Annotated in this window: 17 protein-coding genes; 10 read left to right on the forward strand and 7 right to left on the reverse strand. The window is 40.1% G+C overall.

Annotation, left to right across the window (positions count from 1 at the left end):
* Positions 1 to 24: 24 nt before the first annotated feature.
* Together CDG76_RS29325 and CDG76_RS29330 are read right to left on the reverse strand one after the other, a co-directional pair.
* A complete protein-coding gene (locus tag CDG76_RS29325) occupies positions 25 to 753 on the reverse strand; it encodes an HAD family hydrolase (protein ID WP_094352365.1) in 729 nt (242 codons plus the stop codon).
* A complete protein-coding gene (locus CDG76_RS29330) occupies positions 750 to 1637 on the reverse strand; it encodes a class I SAM-dependent methyltransferase (RefSeq protein WP_094352366.1) in 888 nt (295 codons plus the stop codon). The genes CDG76_RS29325 and CDG76_RS29330 overlap by 4 nt, the downstream gene beginning before the upstream one ends.
* A 317-nt stretch (positions 1638 to 1954) precedes the next feature.
* Here CDG76_RS29330 and CDG76_RS29335 point away from each other — a divergent pair, with 317 nt between their 5' ends.
* Positions 1955 to 3136, forward strand: a complete 1182-nt coding sequence (locus CDG76_RS29335) for an RtcB family protein (protein ID WP_094352367.1) — start codon at positions 1955 to 1957, stop codon at positions 3134 to 3136.
* A gap of 473 nt (positions 3137 to 3609) precedes the next feature.
* On the opposite strand, the gene CDG76_RS29340 is transcribed toward CDG76_RS29335, so the two are convergent.
* Both CDG76_RS29340 and CDG76_RS29345 read right to left on the reverse strand, forming a co-directional pair.
* The gene (locus CDG76_RS29340; protein WP_094352368.1) at positions 3610 to 4524 is read right to left on the reverse strand and encodes an Rpn family recombination-promoting nuclease/putative transposase; all 915 of its coding nucleotides are present in this window, start codon (positions 4522 to 4524) and stop codon (positions 3610 to 3612) included.
* 137 nt (positions 4525 to 4661) lie between these two features.
* Complete coding sequence (locus tag CDG76_RS29345) at positions 4662 to 5963, reverse strand: dihydrolipoamide acetyltransferase family protein (protein WP_094352369.1); 1302 nt, start codon at positions 5961 to 5963, stop codon at positions 4662 to 4664.
* A gap of 485 nt (positions 5964 to 6448) precedes the next feature.
* Between CDG76_RS29345 and CDG76_RS29350 the strand changes: the two genes are divergently transcribed.
* Complete coding sequence (locus tag CDG76_RS29350) at positions 6449 to 6967, forward strand: hypothetical protein (RefSeq protein WP_094352370.1); 519 nt, start codon at positions 6449 to 6451, stop codon at positions 6965 to 6967.
* A 48-nt stretch (positions 6968 to 7015) separates the two neighbouring features.
* Here the strand turns inward: CDG76_RS29350 and CDG76_RS29355 are convergent, their stop codons facing one another.
* Positions 7016 to 7465, reverse strand: coding sequence for a YlqD family protein (locus CDG76_RS29355; protein ID WP_012412623.1), 450 nt, complete (start codon positions 7463 to 7465; stop codon positions 7016 to 7018).
* A gap of 42 nt (positions 7466 to 7507) precedes the next feature.
* Positions 7508 to 9484: an AMP-dependent synthetase/ligase gene (locus CDG76_RS29360; RefSeq protein ID WP_094352371.1), complete on the reverse strand. Its 1977-nt coding sequence runs from the start codon at positions 9482 to 9484 to the stop codon at positions 7508 to 7510.
* Positions 9485 to 9713: 229 nt separating this feature from the next.
* On the opposite strand from CDG76_RS29360, the gene CDG76_RS29365 reads away from it, so the two are divergent.
* The 6 genes from CDG76_RS29365 (at position 9714) to CDG76_RS29390 (ending at position 18158) form a co-directional block, all read left to right on the forward strand.
* Complete coding sequence (locus CDG76_RS29365) at positions 9714 to 9959, forward strand: hypothetical protein (protein ID WP_094352372.1); 246 nt, start codon at positions 9714 to 9716, stop codon at positions 9957 to 9959.
* A gap of 972 nt (positions 9960 to 10931) precedes the next feature.
* On the forward strand, positions 10932 to 11273 hold the full coding sequence (locus CDG76_RS29370) for a CU044_2847 family protein (protein ID WP_094352373.1): 342 nt from the start codon (positions 10932 to 10934) through the stop codon (positions 11271 to 11273).
* A gap of 1 nt (position 11274) precedes the next feature.
* A complete protein-coding gene (locus tag CDG76_RS29375; protein ID WP_094352374.1) occupies positions 11275 to 12168 on the forward strand; it encodes a trypsin-like peptidase domain-containing protein in 894 nt (297 codons plus the stop codon).
* A 17-nt stretch (positions 12169 to 12185) separates the two neighbouring features.
* Positions 12186 to 13844 carry an ATP-binding protein gene (locus CDG76_RS29380; protein WP_094352375.1) on the forward strand — a complete coding sequence of 553 codons (1659 nt, stop codon included), beginning with the start codon at positions 12186 to 12188 and terminating at the stop codon, positions 13842 to 13844.
* A 20-nt stretch (positions 13845 to 13864) separates the two neighbouring features.
* On the forward strand, positions 13865 to 16657 hold the full coding sequence (locus CDG76_RS29385) for a tetratricopeptide repeat protein (protein WP_094352376.1): 2793 nt from the start codon (positions 13865 to 13867) through the stop codon (positions 16655 to 16657).
* Positions 16650 to 18158 (forward strand): radical SAM/SPASM domain-containing protein, encoded by a 1509-nt coding sequence (locus CDG76_RS29390; protein ID WP_094352377.1) that lies wholly within the window; start codon positions 16650 to 16652, stop codon positions 18156 to 18158. The genes CDG76_RS29385 and CDG76_RS29390 overlap by 8 nt, the downstream gene beginning before the upstream one ends.
* A 25-nt stretch (positions 18159 to 18183) precedes the next feature.
* Here the strand turns inward: CDG76_RS29390 and CDG76_RS29395 are convergent, their stop codons facing one another.
* Complete coding sequence (locus tag CDG76_RS29395; RefSeq protein WP_094352378.1) at positions 18184 to 19149, reverse strand: RsmB/NOP family class I SAM-dependent RNA methyltransferase; 966 nt, start codon at positions 19147 to 19149, stop codon at positions 18184 to 18186.
* Between the two features lie 185 nt (positions 19150 to 19334).
* Here CDG76_RS29395 and CDG76_RS29400 point away from each other — a divergent pair, with 185 nt between their 5' ends.
* Positions 19335 to 20753: a DUF2157 domain-containing protein gene (locus CDG76_RS29400; protein WP_094352379.1), complete on the forward strand. Its 1419-nt coding sequence runs from the start codon at positions 19335 to 19337 to the stop codon at positions 20751 to 20753.
* A 196-nt stretch (positions 20754 to 20949) separates the two neighbouring features.
* Entirely contained in the window at positions 20950 to 21660 is a 711-nt protein-coding gene (locus tag CDG76_RS29405; RefSeq protein ID WP_094352380.1) for a GDYXXLXY domain-containing protein, read from the forward strand.
* Positions 21661 to 22257: the final 597 nt, after the last annotated feature.

Below are 22257 nucleotides of genomic sequence, written 5' to 3' on the forward strand. Positions count from 1 at the left end.
AATACATTATCACCATAGATTATTCTAACATTCAGTTACCGATTGCTGAGGCTGTTTTTGAGAATAAACCTTCTGTACGCGTTCGAGTTCCAAATCACTGAGATAATCAACAGTCCAGTTACAGCAGCGCTGAAGCATGTGGAATGGGTATGTATTCGCTACCCCAACAACTTGCATCTGCGATCGCTTCGCCGCTTCGATACCTGCTGGAGTATCTTCAATTGCCAGACACTCTTGTGGTTGGAGATTCAATTCGGGATATTCTTTATTCAAGCGTTTTACTGCCAGTAAATAACCATCGGGTTCTGGTTTACTGGTGGTGATGTCATCACCCGCGACGATAATTTTAAAATGTTCGGCTAGTTTAGCGCGATTCAGTACCAATTCTATTTCTTTGCGAATCGCGCCACTAACTAATCCTAGTTTCAGATTCCGCGATCGCACCTGAAATATTAAGTCTTCTACACCTGGATATAAAGGCAGTTTCTTTATTTTTTCTAGTTCCACCGTATAAGCTTGGGCTTTGCGGTACAGCAACTGAGTTAAATAGTTTTCATTGCCTACTCTACCACGATTAGCGAGTAGTTGCCCAAAACAAGCGCGATCGCTGCGTCCTAAAGAAGCTTGACGCTCACTCACCTTTTGGGGTTGGAGATTTTCTTCAATGAGAATCTCATCGATCAGTTGCAGGTGGATTGGCTCATCGTTAATGATGACACCATTAAAATCAAAGAGAACTGCCTTTAAACTCATGCCCTTATGCCAAACGCTGGAGAACCAATTCCCTCCAAATCATTATTATCTACTGATGTGGGAGTATACTGACGGACATTTTCGGTTGCTATTGGTTTAATGCCGCTAGTTACCTGATTTATCCACCATACATCCTGCGATCGCACTGCTTCAAATCCGGCTGCACCCATATTCGCTTCTGTACTACTAGCAGCATACTCACGAATATATGGCTCCTCAAAAACGTCATTGAGCCATTCTAACTGACGCAGAGTCTTCTGATTCCCATCTAGAATTAATACTTGTCCTCCAGTTACCAGCAACCGGAAGCTTTCTCGTAAAATTGCTAGAGACACTGCATCTGGTGTTTCGTGGAATAGCAAAGAAGCTGTTACTAAGTCAAATGTTGCATCCCTCAAACCAGTTTTTTCAGCATTTCCGTGTCGCCAAAGGATCTCCAAGCCAGTATTTCTAGCTTTATCTTCCGCCCTTACCAACATATAAGGTGATAAGTCCAAACCAATAACTTCCGCTTCGGGGAAAGCCTGTTTTAACATTAATGTAGTGGAACCAGTGCCGCAGCCTAAATCGAGTATGCGTCGTGGTTTCACCTGGACAGCATCAACTAAAGCTTGACGGACAATACCTTCATTAGGCGGTAGAACGTATTGAGTAATCGGATCGTAAGTAACTGCTGCATCGGAATTGAGATATCCGCCAGCAATCCCGTGAAAGTTTTGATTACTGTAGTACGACGGAATTATGACATCATCTCGCCGATAGCGATCGCTCTCTTTTTCCCAATCAATACTATCAGCGTAACGCCGTAACCCATCTTCATCAATCAAAAGACGCACTACAGGGGATAAAAAACGTTCCCAGATTGTATCTTGACGGACTGCCATATTGTGTCAGAACTTTAAGGAGCTATTTAAACAAAGTGATTTTCTTTACAAATTTTAATACATCTGGGAAGTATCTGCTTTCTGTCTGTGGTGATAGGTTGACGCCTGTAATCCAATTTGCTACATTTGTATTACAATGTGTAACTCCTAAAAGTAGTTCTTCAGCTTCACGAAAATTGAGGGAGCCAGATGAAAGACAATACAACATTTAAATTGCTACAACTAACTAGGTAATGGGTTATAAGTCATACCGATAATTAACAGTGCCCAATACCCAATCCAAACTCTAAAATTTAAAATCCAAAATAGAAACGATTATGCCCTACGAAAAGTTAGAAATTACCACACCAGCACCCGTTTTATCTTGGGCAAATCACTCTTTGAGCCCAGAAGAAACCAGGATGGCTAAGAATGTGGCATCATTACCATTTGTATTTAAGCACGTGGCATTAATGCCAGATGTTCACTTAGGAAAAGGTGCTTTAGTGGGTTCTGTAATTGCAACCAAAGAGGCAATTATCCCAGCGGCTGTCGGTGTGGATATTGGTTGCGGAATGAGCGCTATCAAAACAGCATTTACCGCCGAACAACTAGAAGGTAAACTGAAGAAAATACGCTTGGATATTGAAGCAGCAATTCCAACTGGATTTAACGAAAATAAAGACGTTGAAAAATCCGTCAGTAATTGGCAACACTGGGATAATTTTAAAGACTTGCATCGCGGTGTGCAAGACCTACAAAGTAAAGCAATGAAACAGATGGGTTCTCTCGGTGGAGGAAATCACTTTATTGAAGTGTGCCTCGATACAGAGAATCAAGTTTGGCTGATGCTGCATTCTGGTTCGCGTAACATTGGCAATAAACTCGCCCAGTGTCATATTCACACAGCCAGAGAATTAGCAAAAATGGCAGGTAATAAATTGCCTGACCCAGATTTGGCTCACTTTGTCGCTGGTACACCAGAATTCCAAGCATATTGGCATGATTTACAATGGTCACAAAACTATGCGCGTGTCAACCGCGATGTAATGATGGCGCGTTTTAAGCACATAGTTGAGAAGCATCTGGCAGGTGGGAAGGCAACTAAACCTTTATTGCAGGTTAATTGTCATCACAATTACGCCGAAAAAGAAGTGCATTTTGACGAGGATGTATACGTCACTCGTAAGGGTGCAGTCCGCGCCCAGACTGAAGATTATGGGATTATTCCTGGTTCGATGGGGGCGAAATCTTTTATCGTTAAGGGTAAAGGTAATGCTCATAGTTTTTGTTCTTGTTCTCATGGTGCAGGACGTTTGATGTCTAGAAATAAGGCAAAAAATGTCTACACGCTTGATGATTTGATAGAGCAAACAAATGGCGTAGAATGCCGCAAAGATGAGGGTGTCTTAGATGAAATTCCTGGTGCTTATAAGCCGATAGAACAAGTTATGGCAAATCAAGCGGATTTGGTTGAGGTTGTAGCAACGCTCAAGCAAGTTCTTTGTGTTAAGGGATAAATTTGTCAGGTGGGTAATGCCCACCTTTTTTATTTTTTTAAAGGCTGAGGTATGCTGAGATAAGCGCAGAGGTACGCTGAGGAAGAAATGATTGTTTTAAGTGAATCGACTGAACAAATAGAGCCATCTGCCAGCGCTAGTGAAAATAAATTAATCACTGAGGTTGCCCAATTATTCATCAAGACTGGATGTAGAGATTGTTAGGCGGTATTACTTGCATCCAAAAAAAAGTATAAGTGGATGATAAATTACTAGTGTTTATAGAAAGTTAAAAATATTCACCATTTTTATCTTTATTAAAGTCTTATATTCTTTTGGTTTTGGAGAATTATTTGTTTATACGGCAATCTAGAGCAAATGGCAGAATTAAAAGCAGAGTATCGTCAAAAAATTGAAGCAGAAGCAACCGAGCAATGAGCTAGGTACGAAAATCTGACTTTTTTTGTAACTGGTATAAAGGTTTAGAGCAAACTCTAATTTTCTATTGTATTTAGCCAATTCATCAAATCAGCTTCACTGACAAAATCTAGTAATACTTCACCCAAGTCCTCTAACTGAGCCAAGGACAACTCTTGCAAGCGAGATTGTAACTGAGAATTAATTGAACCAAGCCGACGAGTTAATAGACGTATCACTAGCCTTAGTTCTGATTGTCTTCCTTGTTCAATACCTTGTTCAATACCTTGTTCAATACCTTGTTCAATACCTTGTTCAATACCTTGTTCAATGCCTCTTTGTCTACCTTCTTGAAGTCCTTCTTCAAGAATTTCTTGATAAATCGCAGATTCTCTCATATCTTCTCTCCTCAAAAACTGACGAATTAGTTCTGGCTCGAATACCAACCCTGCTAGAAGTTGGGTACATACCGAGATACTCTGCTTGGTGGCTTCTTCTTCAATCATACTCACTTGAACTGCCACCTGTTGAAGTAAGTTTTGAGGAGAATCTGTTCGCGCCAAAGTTGCCAGAGGTAATAAACCAGGAGATAACAATAAAGGTTCTGGATCTTGTTCCCAAATTCGGATGATGCGATAACGGTGGGTAGTATTGCGGGCAGTAAATTGATCTACAAAGACAGCTTCTGAAGTTGTGGGTTTAAGAAAAATCACTACCTGCTCGATATCACAATTGTATTGTCGATATAGCCGCACCCAATAATCCAACATCCGCAGTGGCAAGGGTGGAGTGGATGCTGGTAAGGTTTGAAACTCTAAATGCAGTATTTGATTGGCAGTTTGCAAAAAGGTTACTGAGTCGGCACGGATTGGTTCTTGATTTAATTCTGTTTTGAGAATCTGGATATCCGTTGCTTCAGATGCGAGTAAGTAGCGGATAAAATCTTCTGGATACTGCTCAACCAGATATTTTAGGGTGTTGTCGTATGTCACTCGTGATAAATAGCTAGGCGTAAATCAATTAAAGTTTGTAGTATTGAAGCGTAAGTATTGTTTGTTGTTAGCGCTACTCTACGAAAAACTGCTGTTCGCTGATAGCGCTAACATTTAAATTTGGTGTCTTTTCAAAATTACAGTGTCAAAGATTGAGGATTCGTCTCAATCAATTTTGCTAAATCTTGCAAGAACGCCGCAGCATGGGCACCATAAATAATCCGGTGGTCAGAAGTAATATTGACTTGCATTTGTTGACGCACGCCAAATAAACCGTCGGGTGTTGCTACTACTTGCGGACGAGATGCCCCGATCGCTAAAATTGAACCTTGTCCAGGCGGTAAAATTGCATCAAATTTATCTACGCCAAACATCCCCAAATTGGACAAGGTAAAAGTACCACTGTTGTATTCTTGGGGTTGTAGTTGTTTTGCCCTAGCACGTTCTACCAAAGACTTCCAAGTACGCGATAGAGAATATATATCCACTGCGTCTGCATTTTGCAGCACAGGTGTAATCAATCCCCCGTCATCCATCGCTACTGCTACGGAAATGTTGATATCAGAATGATAAACAATACCCTGGTCTGAGTAACTAGCATTTAACAATGGGTGTTTTTGCAATGTCACTGCTACAGCTTTCGCCAATAGCGCTGTCATTGTCACGCCTTTGGATTTAATTTGTTTATAAAGTTTGTCTAATCCATCGGTGGTAATTGTATAACCCACACGGAAGACGGGCACGGATATAGTAGCTACCATGTTCCGCACTACGGCATTTTGGAAGGTAGTTAAAGGTACAGTTTGACCAGGAACAGCCGCTGCCACGGGTGCAGGTGCTGGTGTGCGAGGTGCTGGGGGTGCAACTGGGGCGCTGGTTGGTACGGGTGCTGGTGGAGCAACTGGGGCAGGTGCAGGTTGCTTGCCTTTATTAGACAATGCTTCTACATCTTCGGCGACAATACGACCGTGGGGGCCACTACCTTGGAGTGTAGTTAAATCAACTTTGAGTTCTTTGGCTAACTTGCGGGCACGGGGTGAAGCTACCAGCCTTCCTTCTTTGTGGTTAGACCCGTTTTGAGACGCTAAGGCAGGTGTTGCGGCTGAGGCTGTGGCGGCAACTGGTTCTGGGGAAGAGGTAGGAGTAGCAGCCGCGCCAGAGGAATTGGCAAGAGATTTCGCCTGTTCAATTTCAGCTTCCGTTTCAGCGATGAAGGCGATCGCAGATCCTACTGGGGCAGTTTCACCAGCTTCAACTATGATATGGGCAAGAAATCCCTCATAAAAGGTTTCTACATCCATATCTGCCTTATCTGACTCTACAACCACCACTGTTTCGCCTTTTTCCACTTTGTCCCCAGGCGATTTCACCCAGGAGACGATTTTGCCTTCCGTCATGGTGGAACTCAGCGCCGGCATAAATACTTCGTGAATGCTCATAGGGTGGTTTGGAAATCAATGGTTTATGGACTTTAACAGTTTTTGTCAGATCGAATTGTATCTTGATGGGAGAGTTTTAGACTGTTTATATTTTAGGTTGGGCATTGGGCATAGTAGTTCCAAGTTCCGAGTTCCGTTAGCGGATAGCTAAGGTTTAGCCCGTGCTGAGTAAAGAAGTAAGATTCCCTACTCAGCACTCCTGAAGGGCATTGGCTATTCACTAATGACTCTAGGAACCTAAATATAGCTTAGAAGTCTATAGTACAGAGCTATCCTCAATGGTTAGCTAATATCTCGATCTTGTTAGTCATTGACTTGCAAAAACCACCATGAGTTTCTCACAGATTAAATGGGATTGCTATTTAATATTCCTCATAACCACTACTTAAGATACAAGAGCTTCTCACGGATAGAGGATATAGGATGTAGTTCAATCTAGAATTCAAAATTGGTAATAAACCTATTTGAAATTCCTGTTTACTTTTATGTCGGCAAAGCTGAAATTCTTTTTGATTGTGATATTAAGTATCTCTGCTACGGCTGGTACTGGAGTTTATATTATCCAGCACCAGCAATCTGCACCGATTGTTGAGACTAGTGATGAGCAAACCCAGCAGATGGGAGCAATACATCAGTCTCAGGAAGTTGCAGCATTCTCAGAGCGTTCCGATTATCAAACTATACCTTTAGAAAAACTTAACTCATCTCTCCAAGGCAGTAATCCTACTACCCTTGCCCTGAATGCCTTTGAGGAGATAGCAGTGGGAGGATCGCGAAAGATAGAGGTAGTTTATCCCCAACCAAATCAGGCGTTAGTGACGATTACGCAAATCAAGCGGGGTAATAATTCAGTTGGGACGGTTAAATATCGAGCGGAGATGACAACCTTTGGGCGATCGCTTTTTATTAGCTCACCTCCAGTGTGGCAAATCGTTTGGGCTGGCTCCCAGGTGGAATGTTGGGCTGGGAGCCGTCACACTAAGTTAAATCACATCTGTCATTAGTCATTGGTCATTGCTAGCAAAACAAATGACTAATGACAAATGACAAATTTAAATGTCGCCGCGAATTTCTTCTACAACGCCATCGCGCAGAACGATTTCGACTTGCATTTTGCTAATCAGGTTATCACCAATTTCCACCCGGAAAAAGCCTTCCATTTGGAATTGGTTGACTTCCTGATCTTGTTGGAGAAACTGCACTTGCTGGAGGTTTTGCAGCAACTGATTTTTCTGCTCTAAAAATTCGCTCTTCTTTTGATTGACTTGGAGTTGGATATTGTCAATTTGTTGGAGAGTCTGAGGCCCAGGTGGTTGCAGACTCTGCTTTTGAATTGCTGCGATCGCTCTTTGTCCTTCAACGTCTAGCTGTTGCAGTTGCTGATCGAGTTGATTGATCTGGGTTTGCAGCTGCTGTTGTACTTCCTCTTTCCAGAGAGGAGTCACAATGACTTTAACGTTAACGACGCGTTTCAGAAGCAAATTAGATTTGGAGACATCCATAAATATTTCACGTTCACTCTTTACGGTTAGCAGGTGGAATGATCAGGCAAACATGCCGTCAATAATATCGCGATAGCGTTCCGTGACGACATGTCGGCGAACTTTTAGTGTTTGTGTCATCAAGCCATTTTCGATGGAAAACGGTTCCAGGATGAGTTTAAACGTTCCGATGCGGTCATCCGGTCGATAGCCTGGACGATTTTGGACTTCCCGATTCAATTCTTGGCGAAATAAATCCTGGATCATTCTACTCTCCAAGTCAATTTTTTGACTATCTGAGGAAGTCACCTGATTGTTGGGCGTATCCAGCGTTAGATTCTGACTTGCTGCCCATTTTTCTAAGGCTTCGACATTGGGGACAATTAAGGCTCCCAGGCTGCGCCGATCTTGGCCGATGAGCATAATTTGATCGATGTATGGCGATCGCAAACACGCATCTTCGATCGGCTGTGGCTCGATGTTTTCCCCGTTAGTCAATACAATCGTATCCTTCGCCCTGCCAGTCAGCACTAAGTCATCTTGTGGTGTCAGCCAACCCAAATCGCCGCTATCAAACCAACCTTCCGCGTCAATTGCTTTTGCTGTCGCTTCGGGATTTTGGTAATAGCCTTGCATAATCTGCGGACCCCTCAACAATACTAAGCCTCGCTTCTCTATTGGTAAAGGCGCTTTTGTCTCAGGATCGACGATTTTAGCTTCTGTAGCCGGGAGTGGTAGCCCTGATGCGCCAATCAAATTCCGCCAAGGACGCCGTACATGGGTGACAGGAGAAGTTTCTGTCAAGCCATAGCCTTGCAAAATCTGCACGCCAATAATTTCAAAGAAATTATCTATGTGTCTGGGAAGCGCACCACCACCGCTAATCATCTGCTTAACTTGTCCTCCTGTAGCTTCCCGAACTTTGGCGTAAACCAGTCGTTCTCCCAAGGCATGGAGGGGTAATAAAGCCGATGCTTGGATCTTAGCTGCTAATCGTTCGACGGCTGAAGCATGAAGATTATTTAAATCCAATCCCTGAGCAGTTCGCTGCGCTTTGATATATTTGTCGCTAATGCCCAATAAAAATTTAATTAGGCGTTGCTTGTTGGCTGGTTGTTCGCGGAACTGCTTTTGCACTCCTTCATAAATCGATTCCCACAGGCGGGGTACACCGACCATGTAATTGGGTTTAAATTGTCTCAAATCCCCTTTTACAAAGCGCAAGTTGGTATAAACTTGGGTACAACCTTGAGATAGTAGGTAATATTCAACAGTTCGTTCATAGCTGTGCCACGAAGGCAGGATACTGAGAACGATATCGCCGACATTTGGTTGCAATATTGTCCCAAAACTGATCACTTGGTGCATCAAGTTGTTATAAGACAGCATTACACCCTTGGGTTTACCCGTAGTACCAGAGGTATAAATTAGAGTTGCTAGAGCGTCACGATTTTGCTTGACTGGCACAAAATTATGACTTTTCCCGATTTCGAGCAACTGTGAAAAGTTGAGTACCTTTAGGGTTTCGTCTGTTGGTGGTGCTTCATCGGAAAGTAAGATTACCACTTGAATTGGTAAATCTTTGAGGCGATCTTGGAGTTTTTTAAGTGTTTTTAAATCTTCAACGACGATCGCTGTACTGCCGCTATTAGTGATAATAAACAGCAGTTCTTCTTTTTCGGCTTGGGAACTACGCACCGCATCAACGCCTCCAGCAGTCATTATGCCTTGATCGGCAATAAACCAGCGAGGACTATTGTCAGCAATTAGGGAAATGCGATCGCCTACCTTTATTCCCAACCCTTGTAACCCAGCAGCAAATAGTTGCATTTGCTCTGCCAACTGGGTATAAGTAATCGCTACCTCTGGTTTAGCGTGAGGATTGCGGAGAGCGACAACATCACCAAATCGTTGAGCTGCCAAAGGCCAAATTTCTGGTAACGATTCCACATTTGTGTAATCTACCAACCGCTTTAATGCTTGCCGTTCTCGCTCGTTAATGTTAGATAAAAAAGAAGACGCGGTTTGGGTTGTTGACATAACACCTTACTTAAAGATTTTAAACTGATTATTTTCCAGCTTATTTTGTTATTCCGCTACAATAACCATCCTTATTATCCACATACCCTTCTGTGTACGATAATTCCAGGAATTCCACGTTTATATTTACAAAAATTTATGTTAAAGTTAATTTACATAGAGTGCAAGCAATGATTGTGTTTGCATCTAAAAACAGCAATCGCCTATGTTTCACAGGAGATGATTACCTATGAATTTTATCGACGGCATAATGCTAACGTTGCTCAATATTGCTGCTTGCATAGCGTTACCGAAGATTTTAGCTATTCTTTTGGCTGATAAAACCAAACTTACTGAAACATTGGCGAATGGTTCCAAATTACAAGCAGCTAAAATTGAACTTACAAGTTTTCCTTATTGTACAGCTTACCAATTGACAGGTAGCCAATACTGTAAATTCAGTCCTGATTTTTGTGCCAACTGTTCTCCGAATTGATGGACTGTTTGTCAGAAAAATTCCTCGGTACTTCCGAAAACCAGCAATTCAATTAATTCTTCAACACATATTCATTCTCGTTTCGACAGCTTGAAATCCCCGACTTTTTCAATAAGTCGGGGATATTTTTGTTCGTAACTCCTGCAAGGATTCCTAAACTTCGTCCATATTCATAGTTAAACTTGTCTCTATAGTAGCTCTTTAGGAAACTCGCAGCAATCTGCTTCAGCATCAAACACTAGCCGGACATGGCATGAGTCGATAACCATAAGGCGCGCATCGATCGAAGGTATTAGGATTTTCAGGGTTTACATAACGTTCCTACGAGAAAATTTAATTAAATTTACATTGCGTAATATAGGTTCTATTATTCTTGCCTACTTAGTTAGATTCAAGCAATTTTCCAGCTTAGTCAGTATAATTACTAATTGAACTAAAGCTACATATATAACTAATATAACAATTATTAAATCTATTACATGACAGTCAAGCAGCCTGTAATGCCCAAGCAGCGGGAAGTTGGTCAGTTTATTTAGAAACTTCACAAACTTCTAGTAGGCTATCAAGTCAACGATGCTGGATAAATCAGTTTGTAGTCAAGACCTTAGTCCTGTGTTAATCACTTAAGTGTTTACTACGTAGCAGGCAAAGTTAGCTTAATGGATTACTAGTGGTCTGTCCCATTAATTTTGCGGGGCTGCGAGATCCCCGACTTCTTGAAGAAGTCGGGGATCTGAACACCACGAACCTCTGAAAACTTTTGGGACAGAACACTAGTAAGCTGTCAATCAATAAACAATCGGTAGGAAGAGTCTTGGCAGAAGCTTAATGAAATGGGAGAAAAAAGTAAAGAATTGCTAGAGAAGTATTTAACGAGTTAACCATTAAATGAAAATAAAATTACAAAATTTTCGGCAAACTCTTTTGATGGTCAACACATTAAACTATTAGTTCCAAATAACCGGTTTCACTATGAATCAGAAACAGATAGCAGAGTTTTCTCTCAAAGATGGCACGAAGTTTTTAGCTGAAGTTGATGAGCCAGAAAATAGCAATGCTCTTGTGCGTGTTGCTAGACCAGACACAGGGCAAATGGTAGTTGAAGCTAAAAAGAAATTTGAAGATGTATTAGATCAAATACAACCTGTCGCTTCAGCAATTATTACCAAACTGAGTCAGCTTAATACACCTGCCAATGAGGTAGAGGTTAAGTTTGGTATTAAATTAAATGCGGCGGCGGGTGCAATTTTTACCTCTGTAAGTGGTGAAGCTAACTACGAAATTACCTTGAAATGGAAGCAAGACAAGGCATAGTATGGTAGCGAATACAGATAATTATATTCAAACTTTTAGGTCAGCGATCGCGCGGATTTTTCATGCCAATGGTGCGGTAGTTGGTGTAGGTTTTTTAGTCTCTGGGCGAACTCGAAATTACATTCTGACTTGCGCTCACGTTGTTACTTCAGCCCTATCTTTAGCAGAAGATATAGTTGAAGCTCCTAATAATGATATTTATTTAGATTTCCCCCTAATTGCATCAGGACAACAACTAAAAGCTAAAGTTGTTTTTTGGCAACCCGTTGTCAGTAATGCATCAACCTCTGAGCCTGAAGATATTGCCGGGTTGCAAATCGAAGAGCAGTTGCCTAAAGAAACCCAAGCTATCCAACTAATAAGAGCTAACAATATTTGGCAGCATCCTTTCCGCATATTCGGTTTTCCTAACGGACATAATGATGGCGTTTGGGCCACAGGCGTGTTGCGAGATGGACAAGGAAAGGGATGGGTGCAACTGGAAGATAGTAAGGTAACTGGCTACAGAATAGAACCGGGTTTTAGTGGTGCGCCGATATGGGATGAAACCCTTGTAGGAGTGGTTGGGATGGCAGTAGCGGCAGAGAAGCGGCGAGAAGATATCAAAACTGCTTTCATGATTCCTGCGGATGTATTGATTGAAGCATGGAATGAAATCGGCTTGTCTATTTCATCCCATGCACATATCCAGAATATTCCTAGTAGAGTTCAACAACTCAAAATCAAAACTTTGCAACAACACTTTGACGTTCTTAGTAGTGATTATGAGGTGGCTTACAATCAACTCAACTATACACTTAGTGCGAGCGATCGCAATATCATCCAACGCCAAATTGATAGTATCTTACAAGAACTAGAGCGAGTAGAAAGCCAACTTAATACCATAAACTATTAATTTAATACTTAAATAAAATGAACATCTCTGTAGATTTACGAAAGAACTATCTAGAACAGTTAATAGCCAATTTAAAAAGTGAGGTTGAAAGTCTCAGCAAGCAAATGGCTTGGACGAGCAATGATGTAGATAAAAATAAATTGCAAAGGCAAGTTGATGATAAATTCGAGGAAATGTATAAAATCGAATCAGAGTTAAATCAGCTAAATCAACAATCTTTAGTGCAAGTTGAATCTGATAATATTCCATTCACTAATCGCGATGCTGCAATTAATGAAATTACAGCAATTAATTCTCCTCCTTATCGTCTGGTGACAGCACCTGAAGGTTATGGAAAAACAGAATTTCTCAAACAGATCCTGGGACGGTTTCAAGAATTGCAATGGTGTTGTGCTTACGCTCCCATCTCTGGTTATGAAACTATTGAAGACTTAGAAAAACGGTTAGCAAATTCTCTGCAACTTACGCTCCCTGAAGGACATGATTTAAATTGGGGAGAACGTTTAGGTTCACTATTGCATAGAAATTGGGCTAAATGGCAATCACAGGGCAAAAAAGGTATTGTGCTGCTAATCGATCTGGATGGCTGTGCCCCACAAAAGCAACGTTTAAATGAACTTTTTAATGACTTTAAGGAATTTGCCTGGAGAATTGAAAAATGTTTGAAAGAATTACAGTTCTTTAAAGATAATTCGCGGAGACTTCGAGTTGTAATTGCAGCTCGTTGTTTGATCGATCTCCCATTAGATCGGACTTTTCCTAAACTAATACTCTCTCCTTTTAACTGGGAAGTAATTCAGGATACAGCAACAAAATATCTTAAGCCTATAGAGATGACTTCTGAAAGTCTTGCTTTACTAGCAGGACACTTACTGTATTTAACTGGTGGACATCCAGGGGGAATTGCTGAAGCACTAAAAGTTTATCGAGATGGTTGTTACACAGTTAGTTGGCTTTTAAACAGTTATGGCAACCAATTATGGGAAAAAAACCTCAAAAAGTGTAGAGATCAGATTAAAGAAAGCTTGACAAAAGAAAATAATTATTTATACGAATCTATTGAAAAATTGAGCATATTTCCTATACTCAATGGAACTTGGATATTAAAGGAAGCTGTTCGGAGATTTAAGTTACCTTTCAGTGATGATAGTTTTAAATTAAATGCTGAACTGACAAAAACATCTATTTTTACTCGTGATAAAACGATTATTAAAGATGGGATGACACGACGGCTGTTAGTTATTGGTCTGCTCCGAGAAACCTCGCCTGATAATTTTCAAGAGCTTTGTAGTGAAGCGGCTCAAATTTGCTGGGAATATATTCACGAACTGAAATCAAAGAATAATTCTGCTGTTGCGGGTACTTGGTCTATGCAGTATTTTTTTCAAAGTCTTCAGAAACACGCTGGATTTATCAATTTTGGTCCTAATAGTCTGGCTTATCGACAAGAACTTCGTAATGATTTCTTTGACAAAACTGTTGAGGAAACTTTGGGAATATTCCGCAATACAGATCGAGAGCAATTCCATGAATTTATTTATACACTTAAATCTGAAGTAGAAAATGACTGGGAATTTCAATTTGTTGTCAATTATTATCTACACAATGATGAATATAATGACGCACCCTACCGATATTTAATTCAAAAGCTTGATGAAGCCATTCAAAATAACTAACAATTAAATAGGAGTCTATTATGTCTGAACTAAATAAATTAGAGTTTGTTGGTCGTGCAGAACATCTAAATCGAATTATTTCCCTTGTTCAGGATTCTAATAAACTGCGTGTAGTTTTAGTAGAGGGTAGAGGCGGAATTGGCAAAACTTGGTTACTTCATGCATTAAAATCCCGTCTAAACCAAGTTCAAATTGGAACAAGTGAAATTATTGATTGCGATATCCCTGTTTTTAATGATGCAGAAGATTTATACACTCAAATTGCCAAACAATTATACGATTCTACATATAAAGAATGGTTGCTGCGGTTACGACAACTGCGAGAAGATGAAAACCGCCTCAGTCAAATTGCATACGAACAAGAACGTAGACAAATTGAAAAGTTCTTAGTCGATGAAATTAATCGAAAATCCAGCCAACAGAGATTGGTATTTCTAATTGATACGGTTGAGAAGTTAGGACAAGCAGATGTCAGAGAGCAAGTTTGGAAGTGTATTGGCGATTTATGCCATCAACTAGAGAATGCGGTATTTATTTTAGCAGGCCGTCCTACCATTGCTCATCAAATTCTAGAAAAATCATTCAAAGAAGAAGAATTAACTTATTTGGAATTAAATGAATTTACCCATGAAGATGTACAAACATACATTCGTTGCAAGGAGGAGCAGCTTCACTTTACTCTCGGACAAGAATTGGTTAAAAAGATCATAGTTCTTTCTGGTGGTAGCCCGATCATGATTGAATTTGGAGTAGAGTATGCTTATCGGGAAGTCATACCAGATTGGTTAGAGAGTGAAGATATAGAAACTATTCCCAGCAGGTTAAAAAAAACTGGTGGATTTGAAGCTGAGATGGTTCGACATATTACGCAGCTTCGGACATCAATGGATCGGTTAACTCTGTTGCTTTCACGTATCTACCCATTAGATAGCTTTGATATTGCTAATTTATTAGAACTATCTACAGAAGATGCTCAAAGATTATTTATTGATGCACAAAGCTACTTTTTTATCAAACCAGTAATCGGTGGTTCTCAAATATCATTACATGATATTGTCCGAGACTTAGTTGAGAAATATGTATGGGCTGATATTGACCCCGATTTGGAATGGAGAAAACGAGATAGTCGGATTGCTGCCAAATATTTCGAGCAAAAAGATTATGATTTAGGCCCACAAAAAAGGATATTGGAGGTTCAACGTTATTCTGATGATTCTCATGAAGTTGCTAATATTGAGTTTCTGATTGAAGAAGTTAAACAACTGCGAGAATTTAATACTACGCGATGGCTCTGGAATGCTTTATATGCCGATCCGATCATCGGCTTTGAAACTTGGCACGAAGTTACTGATAGGATACGCCGCCAATCGAAAAAATTTGGCTTTGTAAATCAATTATTGGCAATTGCCAAACAGTTTGAAACAGAAATAAATCCCGATCAAAAATTTAAATTGATTATTTTTGAATCAAAGATTGTTCATGCTCTTAAAGATAAGAGTACAAAAGAAAATGAACTAGTAAAGCTGGAAGGAATGCTATCCGCTCAATCTTCTAATTCTTCTCATCAAGCGGATATTTACAATGTCTTGGGAATGCTAAATACCAAGTTACACCTTTATGAAGAAGCTTTAAAATATCAGCAAGAGTGTTTATCCCTAGTTCAAGGCAAAAAGCTATCACATGCTATTCCTGCTGTGGCTAACTTAGTTGGTTATCTGCATCGACAACTCAACAACTTTCAGGAAGCTGAGAAATATTACAAACTAGGTTGGGAGGCTGCTATGGAAATTGATACTCCTGACAAAGGCTTAACTCAAGTTATGGCTAGCATTCAGAATAATTTGGGATTTTTGTACGGACAACAAAAAGATTATGTAAAGGCTGAACAATGTTTTAAGGCTGCTATTGATATGTGGTCGAGTGTTGAGAGTGAACGCGAAATAGCCAACGCCGAAATTGCCTCTGCTACTATTTTGGTAGATAATGGTAATTATGTTAAAGCTCAACAGCTACTTGAACGAGCGTTAAGCCGTTGTGACAATGAAGAAAACGATAATCAAATATTGTGTAGGGCATATTTTCAGTTAGGCTTAAATCAGTGGTTTAGTGCTGAGGTAGTAAATGAAGCTGTTTGGGATGTGACACAGGTGCAGTGGGATCTCAATGTGCTAAGTCTTGCTCAAAATGCTTTAGAAAAAAGCCTGAAACTGGCAGAGAAATATGGACTTGAAGAGGAATTACCTGGAATTTTGCACCAAATTGCTAGTGTCTATTGGCATCTTGGGTTTCAAACAGGCGATCGCACCCTACAAGACCAAGCTTTAAAACTCAACGATCGCTCTTATCAGACTAGTTTAGAGTACAATGACATGCGGTATGCCATCGATAGCCTGGTAGGTAAAGCAGAGTTTGATTATTATGCAAAAGCCTACGAGCATATTTCCGATTATGCACAAGAACTTAGCGATCGCTTCCAATCATATCAAAATATCCATACACTATACTTTGGCCGCATGTTACGCATAGAAGGTGATGTTGCATTTCAACAAGCTAACTACAATTTTGCTTTTAGTAAATATGCTCAAGGAATACCCCAAATCTTTCAACATGGAGGTTTCGGCCCGTATTCGATCAAACATGAGCTAAATCTGCTCCAAAAGAAAATTGAACGGTTGCCTATAGAACTTTCTAAAACTCTGATTCAACAACTAAAATCTCAGTGGAAAGATCATAAAGCTCTTAATGAATGGTGCGATCAACAAATGTTTTTGACTAGAATACGTGCTACAAAACAGCCATCTTCTCATGCTTAGTAAAAAAATTGATCGACCCCAAATTTTAGTTTCTCTTAATTCTACTTATGTACCAACTGGGCAATGCGACTGTGATGGCGGGGATTGTGCCTGTGACTTATCCCCTTTAACAGAATTAACCTCAGATTTTCGATTATCTCTGGGGATGTCAGAGACAGAGTTTGTGAGAGTTCCTAACTCGCAGATGATGAATTTAGATGATACTTATTCTATCTGTTTTGGTACTTATCATCAAGTAGCAGTTTTGAATCAATCAGCGATATATTTACTCGAACAATTTACAAATCCTCATAAATTAGATGATATTGCAATAGAGCATTCTGAGATTGACCCAATAAATTTACAGGCAGCTATTCAGGAATTATATCAAGCACGTTTAATTGCACCCAATAATTATTCATCATTTAACTTAAATGAAATACCAGAAACTTTAACAGCATGGTTGCATATCACCGATCGCTGTAATTTAAGATGTGACTATTGCTATCTTCCACACGAAGCAAAAGATATGTCAATCGATATAGGTAAAGCAGCTATTGAATCTACATTTCGCTCTGCAACCTTAAATAATTACCGCCGCGTCAAACTGAAATATGCAGGAGGAGAGGCATTACTCTGCTCTCCTTTAATTAAGGATCTCCATTTGTACGCTCAATCCCTTAGCAAAGAAACAGACATTATATTAGATGGAGTGGTTCTCAGTAATGGAACATTGATTACGCCTGAAATTATTGAGATGTTACAAATATTGAATCTGCGTCTAATGATTTCACTAGATGGATTATCAAATTTCCATGATATTCAACGTTCTTATGCAAGCGGAAAGGGATCGTTTCAAGATGTCGAGCGAGGTATTAAGATTGCCTTGAAAAATGGTATTATTCCAGATATTTCCATTACAGTTAGTGGGCGGAATGCAGAAGGATTGCCCGATCTTCTAGAATGGATATTGGAATATAATCTGCCCTTTAGTTTAAATTTCTATCGAGAAAACGAACTGTCAGCTTCTTATGAAGACTTGCAACTAGAAGAATCTCGGTTAATTGAGGGAATGTTGGCAGCATTCAAAGTTATCGAATTGAAATTACCTAATCGAAGTTTACTAGGTTCATTAATCGATCGTGCTAATTTAGCATCTCCTCATAAACGAACTTGTGGAGTTGGGCAAAGCTATCTCGTATTTGATTACAAAGGGCAAATTGCTAAATGCCAGATGCAGCTACATAAAACTATATCTGCCTCTAAAACTCAAGATCCTTTAACTCTTGTGCGACAAGATAAAGCAGGTATTCAGAATTTGTCAGTTGAAGAAAAAGAAGGCTGTCGTACTTGTGAGTGGAAATATTGGTGTACAGGTGGTTGTTCTCTGGCAACATTTAAAGCTACAGGTCGTTACGATATTCAATCTCCAAATTGCAATATTTACAAAGCTCTCTATCCTGAAGCTCTCAGATTAGAAGGGTTACGATTAATCAAATATAGTTCCCCAACTAAGTCATAACTAATTATACGCACGTCATATAATTTTAATTTTTCAAATTTTGGTAGATATACAGCGAAGAAATTGTATTTAAATCTACTTCTTTAGGCTCATATTCATCCGCATTAGTATTTTTAAACAGGACTGTAAATGCACCAGCGCCTAACCTATCTTGAGGAAATATCCGATAACAAGGCATCGTAGTTAAATGCGATTGATATTTGGTTAAATTACTAATTTCTATTGCTTCAAACTGCGGAAAGCGTTCCAGAAACCATTCACAAACTTGCTCATTTTCTTCGGGCGAATATGTGCAAGTCATATAAGCAAGATAGCCTTGTGGTGAAACAATTTTAGCGGAGTTAGCTATAATACGCTTTTGCCGATTTGCACTCTTGTTAATAGCAGTTGGGTGAAAACATCCGGGTGCTTTTTCACCTTTAGCAAGTAAAGATTGTCCAGTACACGGAGCATCTACTACGACTAGATTGCTAGAGCCGGGAAACATTTCGGCAAATATGCTCGAATCTCGATTAACCACCGCGCTAGGGCTAACCTGGCAACGCTTCAAATTAGAAATTAGCATTCCCAGACGTTTGCCAATTACTTCATTACTGATGAGTAATTCAGGTTTTAAAGCTCTCCAAGCGAAGATACTTTTACCTCCCGGTGCGGCACACATATCAAAAACTAAACGCACTGGCTCAGGAATAGCTAACAAAGTAGTAGCTGCAAACACCGAAGAAAAATCTAAACAATAGAAATATCCTTTTTCATGCAAGGGATGCTTACCAGGTTTTTCTCCCAGAGATAAACGGTCTATAAATTGTGGTTGCCAAGCTGTTGGTGTTTCCACTGCCAAAGGCACAATATCTGGCTTTTCTTGACACCAAAGAATACTAGGTGAAAAAGGCTGAGGATTCATTAAAGCCTCAATAAACTTTTCTTGCTCATCTGGATTAGCGAACAAACGCCGCGAGACTTTAAGTAATAAATTAGAAGGTTTTTCCATGTAGATGATGAGTTATTAATTCCGAATTACAAATTACGAATTACGAATTAGTACGTTGTATCTAAATCAAAATCAAACTGTTACACAAGAACAATGTAACTAAGGCTTTTGGCTTCATACTCAAAATATAATGACCGCCATTGGGAACGCAATGGCCAAGCTACCCCACTGCACCGGAGAAGGTCATGTTTTTAGATAGTTTTCAGGACAAATTACGCAAACAAGCACAATTATGGAGGGATGAAGGATTAATTAGTTCTTCGCAGTATGAGCAGATAGCAGAACGTTATCAATTTAAAAACCTGGAAGCTGCTGCACGCGATCGCAATAAAGCGATCGCGATCGCTATCGGTAGCATACTTTTATGCTTAGGCATAATTACCTTTGTATCAGGAAACTGGCAGGGAGGATCGCGAGAAGTCAAAATTATTCTGATGATGAGTTTGTTTTTTGCGATCGCCATCACTGGATTTTACACTTGGAAACCGCCTGAAGGGAAGAAACCAGAACGAAGCAAACGCTTACTAGGAGAGGGGTTGCTAATTTTAAGCGCCTTCATCTTCGGTGCAAATTTACTGCTGATGGCCCAGATGTTTAATATCATCGGTTCTGCTTCCCAACTGTTTCTCGCTTGGGGATTCGGTGTTGTGGTCATGGCCTTCAGTTTGTCCTTAAATTCTTTAGGAATTCTGTCAATTGTCCTCGTGGAAATCGGCTACTGGACTGGACTAGAAGACTTATGGTACGCTTCAGGTGAGTTAACTTGGTCGCGGCTAGTAGTGCAACATCTGCCTCTGTTGGCATGGCTGGTATTTGTACCCTTAGCCTACTTCTGTCGATCGCGTTGGATTTTTGGTCTAGCAGCCTTTGTTTTTGCTAGTTCCTTACAAGCTAACCTTAATCCTCTGCCACTGCTAAATTATGCTGATATAGCCCCTTGGGTGGCATCTTTTGCTTTTACACTGCCACCTGCATTATTCTGGAGTTATGATGATTTACTGTTTCCAACCATAAATTACAGATTGTTTCAATCTCTAGCCCGTAATTTAGCGTTGTTAAGCTTTGGCGTTGTCTTTTACGTTTTGTCTTTTCGTTGGGTCTGGGAATCTCCAGATTATAGTTATAATCAGCCAACGAATTTGACAAACTTATTCGAGTCTCTGCCGATTATCGATTTGGGGATTCTCAGCGGCTTGGCGGTTTTACAATGGTTGTTTCTACTGCGCCAAAGAAATAACCCTCCGCGCCGCGAAGTGATTTTCACAACTGCTGTCATTAGTACATTTCTTGTCTTTATTGCAATCGTACCTTTTTGGCATCAAACTATCAGCCGGATTGATGAACTTGGCATTTTTATTTTCAATGTACTTCTTGCAACATTAGCCTGGGGACTAATTCAAGAAGGATTGAAATTAAGCAACAGAAGTTCCTTTTGGGGCGGTATGCTGTTAGTAACACTGCAAATTATCAGTCGCGTGCAGGAGTACGACACCGACTTACTTTTTAAGTCGCTAGTCTATGTCTTGTGCGGTTCTGCTTTAATTAGCGCTGGACTCTGGTTTGAACGCCGCCTACCCGGTGGTAGCTCTACAAGTAAAAAGTAGGGCAAAAGATGAAAGAATTCAGGAGTCAGAATTCAGGAAAAGTTCACTAAATCTAAAATTGAATGATTCCTAACTCCTAACTCTTAACTCTTAACTAAAAATCTCTGTGCGTCAAAATTTTTAAAGTTTCTCTGCGTCAGTCCTAATCTCGTTACTTTTAACCTCCTCAAGACCTCTGCTTTGTAGGACTACGCTCATGACTAATACTTCTTCTGAATCTAAGAATAAACCCTTGTCTCCTGAAGCCGAATTTTCCAATAAGGTGACTTTTCGGGATTACTTGATTGCTACTGAACAAAAATCGAATAAGCCCTTGCCTTTTTGGCGGTTACTAGCTCCCCTGGCGCTGCAAACAGGGCTAATTATGGCAGTACCAGCCCAAGCAGTTTATACAGACGTAACAGGTAAGACGGTGATTTTGCAAACCGTACCTGTAGACCCTAACAATGCGATCGAAGGTAACACCTTAGCGTTAGATTACAACATCTCCCGTACCTCAAATTTGAGCAGACTACCTGGCTGGCAAACATTAGTCAGCAAAGGTCGTGGAAGTGGCAGAAGATTGCCTGAAGGAACCAATATTTACGTGACTTTACAAGAGCAATTATCCACCGGTCGCGGTGTTCCTAGAGCTTGGAGACCGTTACGAGTAAGTAGCGATCGCCCCAATACTCTTAGAGCTAACCAAGTAGCCTTAAAAGGTGTTTATCAGGATGGTTCCGTTAACTACGGTTTGGAAACATATTACATCCCAGAAAACCAACGGCAGCAGATTCGGAACGATTTACAAGCCCAACGCGCCCGCAGAGGACAAGTACCACCCATTGTGGTCAAGGCGAAAGTAGATCCACAAGGAAAGGCTGTGCCACTTAGTATGTGGGTGCGTGATCGCAACTACCGATTTTAAACTGTTAGGCAAATAAACAGTGCATATTTCCACGCCAGTTTTGTCTTTGAAATTCTGAGCGCCGACTTCCGACGCTCAGAATTTTCTGTTTGTCAAAACAATTGTTGTTTTAGATTCAAGTACAATCATTGATGCAAATAAAGAAAAATCTATTTTACAAATTGAACGCGAACCTGTTTTAGCAACTGGTAGATTTTATGGGTTGGTAAAAAGAGTTAAGCCGATTGAATCTAAATATAAAACTAGTTTATTTCCAGAACCAAAGCAGTATAACGATTATTTTTTGGTAAAGCGTAAGTAAGGATGACGAAGAGATCAAATGACCAATTGATTGATTTCTAGGGAAATGATGGGATTGTGCATTTTTAGTTACATATTGTATCGTATTCAATCAATTCATTCAGGAAATCAAACGATCGCCTGTCACGATGATAGCAAAAGCCAGATTTGTTAATTAGACTCAATCAATGAGATCAAGAATACTGACAAGACTAATGGAGTCAAAAATACCAACAAGTAGGTAGTTGAAATAAAGTAAAGACATTTTGGTTCTTGCATTGCTTTTATGAAAAGTGAAACCAAATTGACGCTGATTAA

It is taken from the genome of Nostoc sp. 'Peltigera membranacea cyanobiont' 210A, assembly GCF_002246015.1.
Taxonomy (GTDB): Bacteria; Cyanobacteriota; Cyanobacteriia; order Cyanobacteriales; family Nostocaceae; genus Nostoc.

Bases quoted from the DNA above. Each gene is read 5' to 3' on its own strand.
- CDG76_RS29345 (WP_094352369.1), bottom strand. From the start codon at position 5,963: ATGAGCATTCACGAAGTATTTATGCCGGCGCTGAGTTCCACCATGACG.
- CDG76_RS29360 (WP_094352371.1), bottom strand. From the start codon at position 9,484: ATGTCAACAACCCAAACCGCGTCTTCTTTTTTATCTAACATTAACGAG.
- CDG76_RS29395 (WP_094352378.1), bottom strand. From the start codon at position 19,149: ATGGAAAAACCTTCTAATTTATTACTTAAAGTCTCGCGGCGTTTGTTC.
- CDG76_RS29405 (WP_094352380.1), top strand. From the start codon at position 20,950: ATGACTAATACTTCTTCTGAATCTAAGAATAAACCCTTGTCTCCTGAA.
- CDG76_RS29380 (WP_094352375.1), top strand. From the start codon at position 12,186: ATGAACATCTCTGTAGATTTACGAAAGAACTATCTAGAACAGTTAATA.
- CDG76_RS29330 (WP_094352366.1), bottom strand. From the start codon at position 1,637: ATGGCAGTCCGTCAAGATACAATCTGGGAACGTTTTTTATCCCCTGTA.
- CDG76_RS29365 (WP_094352372.1), top strand. From the start codon at position 9,714: ATGAATTTTATCGACGGCATAATGCTAACGTTGCTCAATATTGCTGCT.
- CDG76_RS29355 (WP_012412623.1), bottom strand. From the start codon at position 7,465: ATGGATGTCTCCAAATCTAATTTGCTTCTGAAACGCGTCGTTAACGTT.
- CDG76_RS29370 (WP_094352373.1), top strand. From the start codon at position 10,932: ATGAATCAGAAACAGATAGCAGAGTTTTCTCTCAAAGATGGCACGAAG.
- CDG76_RS29325 (WP_094352365.1), bottom strand. From the start codon at position 753: ATGAGTTTAAAGGCAGTTCTCTTTGATTTTAATGGTGTCATCATTAAC.
- CDG76_RS29335 (WP_094352367.1), top strand. From the start codon at position 1,955: ATGCCCTACGAAAAGTTAGAAATTACCACACCAGCACCCGTTTTATCT.
- CDG76_RS29385 (WP_094352376.1), top strand. From the start codon at position 13,865: ATGTCTGAACTAAATAAATTAGAGTTTGTTGGTCGTGCAGAACATCTA.
- CDG76_RS29350 (WP_094352370.1), top strand. From the start codon at position 6,449: ATGTCGGCAAAGCTGAAATTCTTTTTGATTGTGATATTAAGTATCTCT.
- CDG76_RS29390 (WP_094352377.1), top strand. From the start codon at position 16,650: ATGCTTAGTAAAAAAATTGATCGACCCCAAATTTTAGTTTCTCTTAAT.
- CDG76_RS29400 (WP_094352379.1), top strand. From the start codon at position 19,335: ATGTTTTTAGATAGTTTTCAGGACAAATTACGCAAACAAGCACAATTA.
- CDG76_RS29375 (WP_094352374.1), top strand. From the start codon at position 11,275: ATGGTAGCGAATACAGATAATTATATTCAAACTTTTAGGTCAGCGATC.